This is a genomic window from Streptomyces acidicola (assembly GCF_009377235.1).
Lineage (GTDB): Bacteria > Actinomycetota > Actinomycetes > Streptomycetales > Streptomycetaceae > Streptomyces > Streptomyces acidicola.
On record NZ_VMNX01000076.1, the window covers coordinates 23,905 to 38,656 of the forward strand.

At 71.0% G+C, this 14,752-nt stretch carries 8 protein-coding genes and 1 pseudogene; 5 read left to right on the forward strand and 4 right to left on the reverse strand.

Annotated features, from left to right (window positions below; genetic code table 11):
• Positions 1 to 2: 2 nt before the first annotated feature.
• Complete coding sequence (locus FPZ41_RS20850; protein WP_152864760.1) at positions 3 to 3,032, reverse strand: SpoIIE family protein phosphatase; 3,030 nt, start codon at positions 3,030 to 3,032, stop codon at positions 3 to 5.
• Positions 3,033 to 3,635: 603 nt separating this feature from the next.
• On the opposite strand from FPZ41_RS20850, the gene FPZ41_RS20855 reads away from it, so the two are divergent.
• Positions 3,636 to 7,670 carry a glycoside hydrolase family 2 TIM barrel-domain containing protein gene (locus tag FPZ41_RS20855; RefSeq protein ID WP_152864775.1) on the forward strand — a complete coding sequence of 1,345 codons (4,035 nt, stop codon included), beginning with the start codon at positions 3,636 to 3,638 and terminating at the stop codon, positions 7,668 to 7,670.
• A 110-nt stretch (positions 7,671 to 7,780) separates the two neighbouring features.
• Here the strand turns inward: FPZ41_RS20855 and FPZ41_RS20860 are convergent, their stop codons facing one another.
• The 3 genes and pseudogenes from FPZ41_RS20860 to FPZ41_RS20870 all read right to left on the reverse strand — a co-directional run bounded on the left by FPZ41_RS20860 (position 7,781) and on the right by FPZ41_RS20870 (position 11,281).
• Complete coding sequence (locus FPZ41_RS20860; RefSeq protein ID WP_322620513.1) at positions 7,781 to 9,775, reverse strand: copper resistance CopC/CopD family protein; 1,995 nt, start codon at positions 9,773 to 9,775, stop codon at positions 7,781 to 7,783.
• A 233-nt stretch (positions 9,776 to 10,008) separates the two neighbouring features.
• Positions 10,009 to 10,805: pseudogene (locus FPZ41_RS20865) on the reverse strand (SDR family NAD(P)-dependent oxidoreductase).
• Positions 10,802 to 11,281 carry a cupin domain-containing protein gene (locus FPZ41_RS20870; protein ID WP_322620512.1) on the reverse strand — a complete coding sequence of 160 codons (480 nt, stop codon included), beginning with the start codon at positions 11,279 to 11,281 and terminating at the stop codon, positions 10,802 to 10,804. The pseudogene FPZ41_RS20865 and the gene FPZ41_RS20870 overlap by 4 nt, the downstream one beginning before the upstream one ends.
• Before the next feature lie 84 nt (positions 11,282 to 11,365).
• On the opposite strand from FPZ41_RS20870, the gene FPZ41_RS20875 reads away from it, so the two are divergent.
• From FPZ41_RS20875 to FPZ41_RS20895, 4 genes are all read left to right on the forward strand, one after another.
• Positions 11,366 to 11,959, forward strand: a complete 594-nt coding sequence (locus FPZ41_RS20875; protein ID WP_152864762.1) for an HhH-GPD-type base excision DNA repair protein — start codon at positions 11,366 to 11,368, stop codon at positions 11,957 to 11,959.
• 311 nt (positions 11,960 to 12,270) lie between these two features.
• A complete protein-coding gene (locus FPZ41_RS20885; protein ID WP_152864765.1) occupies positions 12,271 to 12,960 on the forward strand; it encodes an HdeD family acid-resistance protein in 690 nt (229 codons plus the stop codon).
• A 681-nt stretch (positions 12,961 to 13,641) separates the two neighbouring features.
• Positions 13,642 to 13,938 carry a type II toxin-antitoxin system VapB family antitoxin gene (locus FPZ41_RS20890; protein WP_003999914.1) on the forward strand — a complete coding sequence of 99 codons (297 nt, stop codon included), beginning with the start codon at positions 13,642 to 13,644 and terminating at the stop codon, positions 13,936 to 13,938.
• Positions 13,939 to 14,113: 175 nt separating this feature from the next.
• On the forward strand, positions 14,114 to 14,752 hold a 639-nt coding region (locus tag FPZ41_RS20895), incomplete at its 3' end, for a LytR C-terminal domain-containing protein (protein ID WP_152864782.1).

A 14,752-nucleotide genomic window follows, 5' to 3' on the forward strand; every position in this document is an offset into this window, starting at 1 on the left:
CCCTACTGCTCCTCGTCCCCGAGGGCGAGCGCGTCCAGGTCCGCGTCGATTCCGCCTGTGCCCAGGAACAGCAGCTCCAGGACGTCGGGCGACTCGTCCACGCGAGTGTTCGGGCCGTGGAGAGCCTGTTCGGTCCAGATGCATTTTCCGGTCGCCGTGTAGCGGGTGCCCCAGCGTTGCGAGAGTGCCGTGATCAGCTGTAGCCCGCGCCCGCCCTCGTCGGTGTCCGTGGCGCGGCGCATACGGGGCATCGTGAGGCTGCCGTCGAAGACCTCGCAGACCAGTTCGGCGCCGTGCAGCAGCCGCAGGCTGACCGGGCCCCTGGCATGGCGTACGACGTTGCCGACCATTTCGCTGGCCAGCAGTTCCGTGATGGGGGTCAGTTCGTCCAGGCCCCAGACGGAGAGTTGCTCGCGGACGTGGCGGCGGGCCAGGCCGGCCGCCTTCGGGTCCTCGGCGAGCGGCCAGGAGGCCATCCTGTCCTCTGTCAGGGCGTGGAGGCGGGCGACGAGGAGCGCCGCGTCGTCGGCCGCCTGGTGCTCGGCGGGAAGCAGCCCGGCGGTGAGGGTGTCGCAGAGGCGCTCCAGATCCGCGCCGGTGCCGTCCTCGTGGGCGGTGCGCAGGAGCCGGGCCAGGTCCGCCATGCCCTGGTCGATCTCCCGTTTCGACGACTCGACGAGGCCGTCGGTGTAGAGCACGAGCAGGCTTCCGTCGGGCACGGTCAACTCGACCGTCTCGAACGGTGGCTCCGCCGCGCCGAGCGGCGGATCGGTTGCCAGTTCCGGGAAGTGCACGGTGCCGTCGGGGTGCACCAGGGCCGGGGGCGGGTGTCCGGCGCGGGCGATGGAGCAGTTCTGGGTGGTGGAGTCGTAGAGCGCGTACAGGCAGGTGACGTACGACCCCTCGCCCATGTCGCCGACGATGTCGTTGAGGTGACTCATGATTTCGTCGGGCGGCAGTTCGAGGTCGGCCAGGGTGTGGACGGCGGTGCGCAGGCGGCCCATGGTGGCCGCTTCGGGCAGGCCGTGGCCCATGACGTCGCCGACGACGAGGGCGACCCGGCCGCTGGAGAGCGGGATGACGTCGTACCAGTCGCCGCCCACGTCCATGCCCTGCCCGGCGGGGAGGTAGCGGGCCGCGGCCACGCACGCGGGCAGGTCGGGGAGGCCGGTGGGGAGCAGGCTGCGCTGGAGTTCGCGGGACCGGGTGTGCTCGGCGTCGTAGAGCCGGGCCCGCTCCAGGGCCTGTGCCACGAGGGCGCTGATCGTGGTCAGCAGTGAGCGCTCGTCGGCGGTGAGCCGACGCGGACGGTCCCAGGACAGGACGCACACTCCGAACGTGTGGTCGGACACCGTCAGCGGCATGAACGCCCAGGCCTGCTTGTGGGCGATTCCTGGGAGGTCGGCGTGGTCGGGCGAGTACGCGACGTACTCCTGCGGCGAGGACAGGAACGCCGGTGCTCCGGACCGGATCACATTCCAGGACGGGCTGGTGCCCGCTGTGGAGCGGCTGTTCAAGAGGTCGAGGAAGTCGTCCGCGTAGCCGACGGCCCCGACACCGAGGAGCCGGTTCCCTTCGATGGCCTGCACCATGAGTCCGACGGCGTCGAACGGTGGCAGCACCCGCTGCGCGACCGCGTCCACCACGTCCCGTGAGGTCGTCGCCTTGGCGAGTGCCGCGGTCAGCTCCGCGATCCGGGTCGCACGCTCGGCCGCCGCCCGGTCGGCCGCCCGGCGCTCGTCCTCCAGGCGCCGCCTCTCGGTGACGTCGGTGGCGTAGAGGGTGAGGCCCGCCGGGCCCGGGACCAGCCGTAGGTGGTAGCGGCGCCCGTCATCCGGGCTGCGCACGTCGAAGCTGGTGGGCTTCTCCTCCGCCGCGGCCTTCCGGCAGAGGCTCTCCAGGCCCGGGACCTGCCGCGCGGAGGGCAGGTCCCACAGGACGCGCCCGAACAGCTCCTCCTCGGAGAAGCCCAGCGCCCGCTCCGCCTCCACGTTGGCGAAGGTGATCCGCCAGTTGTCGTCCACCGCCAGGAAGCCGTCGCTCATGTGGCGCAGGGCGCGGCTGAGCTCGTCACGGGCGGTACGGGGCTCGTTGCTGTCCCATCCCACGCCGATCAGCCGGAACGGTTCGCCGTTCTGGTCGTACGTGGCCCTGCCACGGGCCCGGGTCCAGCCCCATGTGCCGTCCAGTTTGCGCACCCGGTACTCGGCCTCGTACACGCCGTGGTTCCTGATCGCCTGCTGCACCGCCGCCAGCGTCGGGGCCAGGTCGTCGGGGTGGACGATGCGCATCCAGTCCTCGACCCGGCCGGTGAACTCGGACGGCCTGGTGCCGTACAGCGCCAGGGCCGCCTCGTCCCAGATCAGCTCGCCGGACTGGATGTTCCAGTCCCATGAGCCGACGCTGACCTCCTTCAGCGCCTGCCGCAGGCGCTCGCCGTTCAGTTCCGTCTGTGTGGGTCCGGACGGTGGCGGCGCCTGGGCCATGCGCTCCTCGGTCCAGGCGACGAGGGCCCGGAGGAAGTCCCACTGCTCCGGGCTGGGCTCGCCCCGGTCGCCCGTCAGGACGGTGAGCGCGCCGATGCCGCGGCCCCCGCTGAACACCGGGAGGGCGGCCAGGCCGGTGCCGGGCCACGCGAGGTCGCCCGCTGTTTCCGGCGAAGGCCCGACGGGTCGGGCAGACCCGGTGTGACCGGCGGGCCCGGCAGGACCGACGCCCTCGGCAGGGCCGGCGCCCCCCGCCGGAACCGCGGGCCCGGCGGACGTGAACGGCACCCATACGCCACTGCCCTGCTCCAGGGCGCGGGCCGGGGCCAGCGGGCTCTCCTGGTCGACGATCTCCCAGGAGCGCGTGAGAACGGGAGGGAGGCCGGTCACCGACACCAGGCGCAGCGCGGACATGGGGCCGCGCAGGTGAATCGTTCCGCCCAGGGCACCCAGCTCCCCCACCGCATGCTGGAGCGCCAGCCGGAAGACCTCACTTTCCGCGAGACCTTGATCCACCGCACCGAGCAGGGCCAGCCGTGCGTTCATGCAGCAAATTTTAACGTTGTCGTATGTGCTGATGCAGCGCGTCACCGGAATCTTGCCCTCAGTGCCTCACTGCACCCCACCGGGTCCAACACCCCGAGATCAAGCTCCTGTTGCCGCGCATCTCCCCGGATTTACCAGCGCTTTGCTTTCGGGAACGATATGTCGAGTGCGGGACGGTCCGGGAGTCGCCTCCGCAGGTAGTTCTCCGGCCACGGGAGCGAGAACGCCGTCCGCCCCCCCCTCGGCGGGAGCGCGGGCGCGGACCTCTGATCTCGCAAGCGTCACTCGCCCGTGATCACGGAGGTGCCACCCACCTGTGATCGCGAACGCGCCACCCGCTCATGATCGCGGACGCACGCCCACCCATCAGAAACACACAAAGGCAGACGGAGACATTGCTTGGGTTCTGTTCGGGTTCTAGGGTGATGCGGGCTCAGCAGTCGCCTCCGACATCAGCAGTTGAGATCTGACTCGACATCAACTTCCGCCCTGCACGGAGAACGGGGAGTCGAGCCGTTCACCGCGCTGACCGGCTCAGGACCGATGCTCCGATGCTCCCCTCAGTCCGTGCAGCGCACTGTCGTACCGAGGAAGGCCACGGTCATGCCGCACCCGCACGACTCGCACACCTCGAACAGCCAGTCCGGCTCGAACAGCCAGTCCACCTCGCTCAGCCGGTCAAGCTCGAACAGCCGGCTCAGCCCACACGTGTCTCCCCTCCCACGGCCGGTCGTCAGCCGTAGGCGTCTCCTGGAGGGCGGAGCCGCCGTCCTCGGTGCGCTCGCCCTGGCCCAGTCGTCCGCCGCGGCCCTCCCGGCCGGTCCCCGCACGGCGGCCGACGGCACCCCGGAGTGGAACGGCAACATCGATCTCTTCCAGGTCGGGACCCAGCCGCCACACACCACACTCATGCCGTACGCGGACGTCAGACAGGCGCTGGACGGTGACCGAACGCGCTCCCCGTACCGGATGAGCCTCGACGGCAAGTGGAAGTTCGCCTACGCGGACCGGCCCGACGACCGGGACACCGACTTCTACCGCACCGACGTCGACGACAGCGACTGGGACAGCATCCCCGTCCCCTCCGTCTGGCAGCTGCACGGCTACGACTTCCCGATCTACATCAACATCACGTACCCGTGGTGGGGGCCCAACGGCCTCGGCGAGGAGGCCCAGCCGCCGGCCGCGCCCACCCGTTACAACCCCGTGGGGCAGTACAGACGCACCTTCACGGTTCCCCGGAACTGGACGGGGCGGCGGACCTTCCTGCACTTCGAAGGGGTCAAGTCCGCGCACTACGTGTGGATCAACGGGGAGTTGGTGGGGTACTCCGAGGACTCGTACGTCCCCGCCGAGTACGACATCACCCCGTACCTGAAGTCCGGCACCAACCAGATCGCCGTGGAGGTGTACCGCTACTCCGACGGGGACTGGCTGGAGGACCAGGACATGATCCGGCTGAGCGGGATCTTCCGCTCCGTCTACCTCTACTCCACGCCCAGCGTCCATCTGCGCGACTTCAAGCTGGACACCCCGCTGAGCGACGACTGCACCGCCGCCGAGCTCTCCGTCACCGCGAGCGTGCGCGCCTACGGGGAGGGCGTCTCCGGGGTCGGCGAGGAGAACACCGGGACCGGCCGGTACTCCGTGGAGACCCAGCTCTACGACTCCCGCGGGCACGCCGTCTGGTCCCGGCCGTTGCAGCAGACCGTGGACCTCGGGTCGGCCCCTGCCGGTGACGACGTCACCGTACGCAGCGCCAGAGCCATCCCCTCCCCGAAGCTCTGGTCCGCCGAGCATCCGAACCTCTACACCGCCGTGCTGCGCCTGCGCGACCCGGCCGGCAAGGTGATCGAGACCCTCTCGCACCGGGTCGGGCTCCGCGAGTTCGCGCTCAAGGACGGGCTGATGCGGATCAACGGCAAGCCCGTGTCCTTCCGCGGCACGAACCGGCACGAGATGCACCCCGACCGCGGCACGGCACTCACCCGCGCGGACCTGGTCCAGGACATCGAGGTCATCAAGCGGATGAACATCAACACCGTCCGTACCTCGCACTACCCCAACAACCCGCTCTGGTACGAACTCGCCGACGAGTACGGCCTCTACCTCGTGGACGAGACCAACCTCGAAACCCACGGCATCCGGAGCGAGTACCCCGGCAACCACGCCGACTGGACCAAGGCGTGCGTGTCCCGGGCCCAGAACATGGTCCACCGCGACAAGAACCACGCCTCGGTGGTCATCTGGTCCCTCGGGAACGAGGCCGGCGGCGGCAGCACCTTCGTCGCCATGCACGACTGGATCCGCTCGTACGATCCGACACGCGTCATCCAGTACGAGGGCGACGACCGGCCGACGATCAGCGACATCCGGTCGAGGATGTACGAGAGCCCGGCCCGCGTCGAGCAGCGCGCGAAGGACACCTCCGACACCCGGCCGTACGTCATGATCGAGTACTCCCACTCGATGGGGAACTCGACCGGCAACTTCAAGAAGTACTGGGACATCGTCCGCCGCCACGACGTCCTCCAGGGCGGCTGGATCTGGGACTTCGTCGACCAGTCCCTGAGCTGGCCCACTCCGGTGCGCAAGATCCTCACCGAGTCCGGGCCCGGCTCACTGCGCGGTGAGGTCCTCCCCGCGAGCGCCGGCTTCGACCGTGACAAGGGTGTCTCCGGCGACACCGTCTTCGCCCGCGACGAACGCCTCGACCTCACCGGCTCGCTCACGCTGGAGGCGTGGGCCACCCCGCACGTGACCGGCGGTCACCAGCCGATCCTCGCCAAGGGCGACACCCAGTACGCCCTCAAACAGTCGGACAGGACCCTGGAGTTCTTCATCCACGGCGGTGGCCAGTGGATCACCGCGAGCTGGGCCCTCCCGGACGGCTGGACCGGCCGCGAGCACCACATCGCCGGTGTCTTCGACGCGGACGCGGGCACGCTGACCCTCTACGTCGACGGCGAGGCGAAGGCCACGCGGACCACCACGCAGCGGCCCGGCAGCAACACCGCGCCGCTCGCGCTCGCCTTCGACGTGGACAACCCGACCCGCGAGTTCAGCGGCACGATCCGGCGGGCGCGGGTGTACGCCCGTGCGCTGAGCGCCGGTGAGCTGGCCTCCGAGAGCCGTGGCCCGGGTGACGACGGCGTGCGGTTCTGGTTCGACGCGGCCACCGTGGAGGTCAAGGAGGAGCGGCCCCGTGAGCGCACCTTCTTCGCGTTCGGCGGCGACTGGGGCGACAACCCCAACGACGGGGCCTTCGTCGCGGACGGCATCGTCACCGCCGACCGCGCCCACACCGGCAAGGCGGCCGAGGTCAAGCAGATCTACCAGACCGTGGGCGCGGCACCGGCCTCCGGTGATCTGCTCGCGCCCGGAGCGGCGGTCACCCTCACCAACGAGCACCTGTTCACCAACCTCCGTGAGTTCGACGGCCGTTGGGCGCTGGTCGCCGACGGCAAGGTGGTGCAGCACGGGGCGCTGAGCCGCTCCCAGCTGGATGTGGCGCCGCTGAGCAGCAAGGACATCACGGTGCCGTTCCGGCTGCCGGACGACCCGGCGCCGGGTACCGAGTACTTCCTCCAGCTGTCCTTCACCACCAAGGAAGCCACCAAGTGGGCGAAGGCCGGCTTCGAGGTCGCCAAGCAGCAGCTCCCGGTCGACGCCGACAGCCCGGCCGTGACACCCGTACCGCTCCAGAGCGTGCCCGCGCTGCGGTACGAGGACGGGGACGAGGACGTCACGGTGAAGGGCAAGGGCTTCTCCGTGACCGTCGCCAAGAAGAGCGGCGTCATCACCTCGTACGAGGCCGGGGGCACCCGGCTCATCACCTCGGGCCCGGCCCCGAACTTCTGGCGCGCGCCCATCGACAACGACCACGGCAACGGCCAGCACACCCGCAACCAGACCTGGCGCGACGCCGGCGCCCGGCGCAAGGTGACGGACGTGAGCGTGCGCGCCCTTGGCGACAGGGCCGTCGAGATCAAGGTCAGCGGCACGCTGCCCACCACCGTCGAGTCGACGTACACCACCACGTACACGGTGTTCGGCAACGGCGAGATCAAGGTCGACAACACCCTGCACCCGGGCGCCGCGTCCCTGCCGTACATCCCGGAGGTCGGCACGCTGCTGTTCCTGCCGGGGCGCCTGGAGCAACTGCGCTACTACGGCCGCGGGCCCGAGGAGAACCACTGGGACCGCAACAACGGCACCGACGTCGGCGTGTACTCCGGAACCGTCTCCGGGCAGTGGACCTCGTACATCCGCCCCCAGGAGAACGGCAACAAGACCGACGTCCGCTGGGTCGCGCTGACCGACCGGAACGGCTCCGGGCTGCTCGTCTCCGGTGAGCCGCTGCTGGAGGTCAACGCCTCGCACTTCACCCCGGAGGACCTGTCGACCGGGGTGCGCCACGACTACCAGCTCACTCCGCGGGACGAGGTCGTCCTGCGCCTCAACCACCGCCAGATGGGCGTCGGCGGCGACAACAGCTGGGGCGCGCACACCCACGACGAGTACAAGCTCTTCGCCAACCGCGACTACGCGTACACCTACCGGCTCCGTCCCCTGCCCGACGTCGACGAGGCGATGAAGGCCTCGCGCCGGCCCACGGCGGGGGAGTCCACCGACTAGCGCACCCGAGCCCGCGGGCCCCGACCGGACACAGGGAGACGGACGGTCGGGGCCCGCACAGGGCTTGGGCTCCGGGACACGGCTCTGGGACACGGCTCCAGGACAGAGCTCTAGGACACCTTCACGTTCTTCTCCACCGTGACCTGGTCGATGTCCGTCGTACGGATGGTGATCTTCATCGTCCAGGTGCCGGGGAGGGGGAGGCGAAGGGTGTCGGTCGCCCAGTAGCCGCCCCTGTTGGTGAGTTTGGCGTCGATGGGGCCGACGTCCTGGGCCCGCAGGGTGAAGGTCACGCGCATCTCGGGAACGGTCGCGATGCCGCCGTCGGGGCCGAAGATCACCGCCTGGATCGAGTTCTTGCCCACCGTGCCGGGACCGAGGTCGAGCTGGACCTTGCCGTGGCCGTTCGGCGTGCCGACATCGAAGGGGATGAGGCTGCTGGAGGCGGTGGGTTCGCCGGGCGCCGTCGTACCGGCCGCCGATTCCCCCGATTCCGCCGACTCGGCCACTGCCCGGCCGGGGAGCGTCACGGTGAGCACCGTCGTGATCAGCATGACCACGACGGCGACGGCGAACTCCACGAGGACCGACCGACGGAGGGCGAGGCGATGGGCGTCGGTGTCGGTGCTCAGGGGCTGGTCGTCGCCATCGCCATCGCCGTCGACATCGACATCGACATCGACATCGACATCGACATCGACATCGACACCGGCATCGGCGCCGGCGTCGATGCCGATGTCTGTCTTCGTGGTTGCCGACGTCTCTGTCGTCCGTACGGTGACCTCGTCGTCCTCGGGCCGGGCGCCGTCGGCCGCGGCCGTCTCCGCCGGGCCGCCGCCCACCCGTTCGGGCACCCGCGCCTCCACCCGCACCGTTTCCCTCTCGGGCTGCCGGTCCCGTACGCCCGCCGTCACCCACCGGGCCGTCCAGCGCCGGGAGAGGCCGGCTGCCGCCAGCAGCAGGACCACCGCGCACAGCTTGGCGATCAGGAGCCTGCCGTACGTCGTCTCCGTGAGCGCCGCCCAGGAGCCGAGGCCGCGCCAGGACTGGTACACGCCGGTGAGGACCAGCACGGTCACGGAGAGGAAGGCGAGCCGGGAGAACCGTGCGACCACGGTGGCCGACAGGCTCTCGGGGGCGCGGTAGAGCACGGTGAGCAGCGCCGTCAGACCGCCCAGCCAGGCCGCCATGGCCAGCAGGTGCAGGACGGAGGACGTCATCGCGGCGGGGACCTGGATGCCGGCGGAGGCGTGCTCGGCGGCGGCCCAGGTCAGCGCCAGGCCGACAGAGAGGGCGACCCCGGCACCGAGCACCACCTTCTGGCGGGGTCCGGTCTCCCGTACGGTTCCGATGCCCTGTACGGCCCCGATGCCCTGTACAGCGTCCGCTCCCCGTATGAAGAAGAAGGCCCCCGCCAGCAGAACCAGGCGGGCCAGCAGCGCCAGACCCGGCCTGGTCGTGGCCGTGTCCGCCAGGACGGACGGGTCGAGGACCTCCCTGACGCCGGTGCCCCGTTCGTAGGCGCCGCGCAGGAGGAGCAGGGCCACCGTGGAGGCGAGCAGGGCCGACCAGCCGGCCAGGAGCAGCTTGCGCAGGGGCGCGCCGACACCGCCGAGCAGTGCCGTGAAGACGGTCACGCCGATGAGGAGCGCGAGACCGCCGTACGCGACGTACCGGGCGATGTTGTAGAGGGAGGCGACGACCGGGTCCTCCGTCGGCGTGGTGGCGACGGCCTTGGTCGCGGTCGGCTCGCCGATCGAGAAGAGCAGGGCGCCGGAGACCGGGTGGCTGTCGGCCGAGACGACCCGCCAGGCGACGGTGTACGTGCCATCGTCCAGACCGGCCGGAAGCGTCGCACGGACCGTGTCGGAGCGTTTGCCCACGCGGCTCGGTTCGCCCGTCTCCACGGCACGGTTCTCCGGGTCGAGAACGCGGATGGAGTCGTCGAGGAGGCTCACGGACTCGGTGAAGCTGAGGGTGACCTGCCGGGGCGCGGACTTGAGGACTACTCCGTCCTTGGGGTCGCTGTCGCGGAACGCGGCGTGCGCGGACGCCGTTCCCGCGCCGCCGAGGAGGAACAGGACCAGCACGGTGCCCAGCAGCACCAGGCGCTGAAGCCCGCGCCGTCCGTGCCGTCCGCCGGTCCGGATGGTGGCGGCACCACCGCGCGTTCCGTCGTTTCGTCGTCCGCCATCTCGTCCCTCACCGCTCGGTCGGCCCACGTCACGTCTCCGGATCCGTCGTACATGGCTGTCGTATACATACGGATGGGGAGGGCCGCGTGCTCAGGCGAGCCGCGTGCTCAGGGACGACCGGGTGAAGGCGCCCGGCGTTCGCCTCACCAGGTCGGCCGCGCCGACACCCCGCCGTCCACCACGAGGTCGTGCCCGGTGATCCTCCCCCAGCTCTCAAGGAGCCGGGGGGACCCCCACCGCCATCGGTGAGGCGAGGAAGACGCAGGCGTCGCCGACATCCTCGGGACGGCCCAACCGCCCCGTGGGGACGGCCTGTTGCCAGCGTCAAACACCCTCCGGCCAGTCCTCCTCCAGCCCGTCCCGGTCGATCAGTCCCGGAGAGACGGTGTTGACGCGGATGCCGTACGGCCCGTACTCCAGCGCCGCCGAGCGCGGCGTGCATGACGACGGCGGCCTTGGCGGCGCAGTAGTGGGCGTGCAGCGGGGCGGGCCGGCCGGCCTCGATGGAGGCGATGTGCGTCACCGACCCGCTGCCTGAGGCCCGCATCACCTCGGCCGCCGCCTGCGTGCAGGCGAACACGCTGGAGAGGTTCGTGTCCACCACCGAGCGCCAGTCCGAGACGGTCATGCCGGGCAGCGCCTGGACGGGCTGCACCCCGGCATTGTTGACCAGGGCCGTCAGCCGGCCGCCTCCCCACTCGGCCGCGTCACGGACCAGACGGGCACACGCGTCCTCGTCCGTCAGGTCGGCCCGCAGGGCGATCGCGCGCCCGCCGGACTCCCGTACGCCCGCGACCAGGTCGTCCACGCCCCGCGCCCAGTGGTGCAGGGCGACCGAGGCCCCCGCGGCCGCGAACCGCAGCGCGATCCCCCGGCCGATCCCGCCCCCGGCACCGGTCACCAGCGCGACCTGCCCGGCCAGCAGCCCGTCGTCGCTCATGACCGGCCCAGCTCCGCGATCCGGGCGGCCTGAGCGGGGTAACGCGCCGTCAACTCGCCCACGTCCCCGTGCTCGTACCCCTCGTACGTGAACCCCGGCGCCATCGTGCACCCGAAGAGCGACCAGGCGCCGCCCGCGAGGACCCGCGCGCCCATCCAGGTCCCGGCGGGCACGGTGTACTGCACCCACTGGCCGCCGAGGACGTCCGGGCCGAGCAGGACCGTGCGGGACGAGCCGTCCGGTGCGAGGAGGAGGAGCTCCAGCGGGTCACCGAGGTAGAAGTGCCACACCTCGTCCGAGGGCAGCCGGTGCAGCGCCGAGAAGTCGCCCGGCTCGGCGGTGAGCAGGGCGACGATGGCGGAGCCCTCCGGCCGGCCGTCGGAGCGCTCGGGCCCGGCCCACGTACGGCGGAACCGGCCGCCTTCGCGCGGGATGGGCTCCAGCCCGTAGTGAGCGACGAGGTCTTCGGGAGTCACCGGCCCAGGTTACTGACCAGCGGTTCCGCCGGGCGGTCACCGGTGCGCCGAGCGATCATCGGTGCGCCGGGCGATGCTTGAGGCATGAACGTCACCCTGCACCTCGCCCAGGATCCCGAGGCCGATGAGCTCCTCGGGCGCAGTCCGCTCGCCGCGCTCGTCGGCATGCTGCTCGACCAGCAGGTTCCGATGGAGTGGGCGTTCCAGGGCCCGGCCACCATCGCCCAGCGGCTCGGCGCGGACGACCTCGACGCGTACGTGATCGCCGGGTACGACCCGGAGGCCTTCACCGCGCTGCTGTCGCAGAAGCCGGCGGTGCATCGCTACCCGAGTTCGATGGCGAAGCGGATCCAGCAGTTGTGCCAGTACCTCGTGGAGCACTACGACGGGGACGCGGGCGCGGTGTGGCAGGGGGTCGTCACGGGGCAGGAGCTCCTTGGACGCCTTCGCGAACTGCCCGGCTTCGGCGCGCAGAAGGCCCAGATCTTCCTCGCCCTGCTGGGCAAGCAGCTGGGCGTGCGCCCGGAGGGCTGGCGCGAGGCGGCGGGCGCGTACGGCGAGCCTGACGCCTTCCGCTCGGTCGCCGACATCACCGGCCCGGAGTCCCTGGCGAAGGTCCGGGCGCACAAGCAGCAACTGAAGGCGGCGGCCAAGGCGGCGAAAGCCTCCGGCCACTAGGTCCTGTCGTCACACTCCCGTCGTCCGCCCGAAGGGCGGGTCTCGCGGCGTCAGGTGCGTGCTCTCGGCGTGCCGGGCGGAAGACCCCGTTGATGGACTGGATGTACTTGGGCTTTCGCCCGGTGCGGCGAGTGGGGGTACCTCCCACGCCCTTGAGGCAGTGGGGGAGCGTGCCGGGCGTCGCGGGGCTGGGGGCACCTCCCACGCCTTCAAGGCAATGGGGGAGGGAGTTTGACGACAGGGCCCAGCACCTCCACCTGCATGGCCCGTCCCGGATGGCACCCCGCTCTCCCCCGGTCCGACCATGAACCATGACCGAGCCACCGAGCAATTCCCGCTGGGGCCCGGCGTACGACGACCGCCGGGTCCACGCCGCCCGCCCCCCGCACGCCTCCTCAACGCCGTACGACACCCCCGGCAGGCCGCCCGAGGGCCCACTCGAAGGCCCCCTGCACCTGCTCTCGCGCACGGCCTGGCAGACGGTGCTGCTCGCCGGTGTCGTCTCCCTCGTCCTGGGCATCCTGATCCTGGTCCGGCCGGGAGCCTCCCTACTGGCCGCCGGGGTGCTCTTCGGCCTCTACCTCCTCTTCAGCGGCGCCCTCCACCTGGCGGCCGCCTTCGGCACCCACAAGGCGACCTCGCTGCGCGTCCTGGCCTTCGTCAGTGGGGCGTTGTCGATCCTGCTGGGCCTGTTCTGCTTCCGGGGCGCGATGCAGTCGGTCCTGCTGCTCGCCCTCTGGATCGGCATCAGCCTGCTCTTCCGCGGGCTGACCCAGGCGCTGGCCGCCGCGTCCGACGGGACGATGCCGGCCCGCGGCTGGCAGATCCTCCTCGGCCTCGTCAGCCTCCTGGCCGGGGTCGTCCTGATCATCTCCCCCTTCGAGTCGCTCGCGGTCCTCGCCCTCGTCACCGGTTGCTGGCTCATCGTGGTCGGAGCCGCCGAGATCATCACGTCCGTCCAGATCCGCAACCGGGTTCACCAGGTTCCGCATGCGCTGTGACCCTCCGGGGTGCGGTCGGTCGGTCGCGTCTGCCGAGTTCTGTTCGTGGTCGGCTGCGGGTCGTGTGTGGCTGGTCGCGCAGTTCCCCGCGCCCCTTAAAAGCACTGGGCGCGCCCGGCATCGCAACGCGCCGCGAGTTCCGTACGCATCGCCGCAACGCGCGGCGAGTCCCGTACGCATCGCCCCAACGCGCCGCGAGTTCCGTACGCGCATCGCCGCAACGCACCGTGCCGCGTTCCGTACACATCGCCGCGCCGAAGCCGACGTGGGCGGCGCCCGCCCCCACGCACCGGCAGTCGCGTACGGGCGTGAGGGGGTGTGTCGGGGGGTGTCCGCCCGCAGCGGTCGGCGTCCGCCGCCGAGGACCTTACGAGCCCACAGACCCGCCGGACCGAGGACGGAGACCCCCCGGCGCGCCCCCGACCCACGAACAAACCCGAGGCGCCCACGGCCACCCAGCGGAGCGGGAGCGCATCCTCAGGGCGCCCACGCCCCTCACCACCCCCATGTCACCCTCCCTGCCCCTCGCGTCAGTGCTCCGTTAACGCTGCCGCCGACCCCGGAAACACCGGGCGACCTCGGAGAATTCACATACTTCGCCCAGGTTCATCACGTCTTTTCCGGCGTCGCACTCCGCCGCCATGGCTGCGCCCGGAACGTCTGGGCCGGTAGGCTTTCCGTGTGATCTTCAAGCGCATCGGAAACGGCCGGCCGTACCCCGACCACGGCCGGGAAAGCACCCGGCAGTGGGCGGATGTCGCGCCGCGCCCGGTCCGCCTCGATCAGCTCGTGACGACCAAGGGCCAGCTCGACCTGGAAACACTGCTGGCCGAGGACTCGACGTTCTACGGCGACCTCTTCGCGCACGTCGTGAAGTGGCAGGGCGATCTGTACCTGGAGGACGGCCTCCACCGCGCCGTCCGCGCGGCGCTCCAGCAGCGCCAGGTGCTGCACGCCCGCGTCCTCGAACTCGACTGAGCCCGGCCGGCCCGAACGCAACCGAGCCGCACCCGGCCGAGCCTGGATGGGGCTCGCCGGTCACGCCCCGGTTGGCCCTTTCGGGTTGGACCGTCCCCCGGGTAATGATCATCTAGTAGGCATCGCCGCCCAGGCGCACTACGCTGCGCTCATGAGCATGCTGACTCCTCCTGGCATGGGCGGCCAGTACCGGATCACGGGGGCCAAGTACCCACGGATGCGCCGCCCTCGGAGGCGTCGCAGGCTCGTTCTCACGGTCGTCGCGTCCATGGCGTTGGTCGGGCTGACCGGCTGGGGAACCCTGCAGCTCATCGACATCTTCACGGGCGGCGGCGACCAGGCCGCGGCGAGCGGGGCGAAGAGGGACTGCTCGACCAAACCCAGGACGAATGCGGGAAGCACGGCGAGCCCGTCCCCCACGCCCGCCACGAAGGCCCTGCCCGAGCCCACCCGGATCACCGTGAACGTCCTGAATGCCACGACCCGCACCGGCCTCGCCAAGGAGACCGCCGACGAGCTGAAGAAGCGCGGCTTCCGCATCGGCGACGTGGGCAACGCGACCAAGGAGTACGACAAGAAGGTCGACGGTGCCGCCGTACTGCTCGGCGCGAAGGCCGCCGACGGCGCGGCACTGTCCGTCGTGCGCACCCAGCTCCCGGGCGCCGAGCTGAGAACCGACACCCGCACGAAGGCCACCGAGGTGGACCTCGTCATCGGCACCGGTTTCACGTCGCTCGCGCGCGAGGCGGACGCCGACAAGGCACTGACCGCCCTCACCGAGCCGACCCCGACACCCACCCCGACGCCCCGGAAG

Excerpts from the sequence above, each read along its gene's own strand:
- FPZ41_RS20885 (WP_152864765.1), top strand. The coding sequence starts at position 12,271 with ATGACCGAGCCACCGAGCAATTCCCGCTGGGGCCCGGCGTACGACGAC.
- FPZ41_RS20855 (WP_152864775.1), top strand. The coding sequence starts at position 3,636 with ATGCCGCACCCGCACGACTCGCACACCTCGAACAGCCAGTCCGGCTCG.
- FPZ41_RS20850 (WP_152864760.1), bottom strand. The coding sequence starts at position 3,032 with ATGAACGCACGGCTGGCCCTGCTCGGTGCGGTGGATCAAGGTCTCGCG.
- FPZ41_RS20875 (WP_152864762.1), top strand. The coding sequence starts at position 11,366 with ATGAACGTCACCCTGCACCTCGCCCAGGATCCCGAGGCCGATGAGCTC.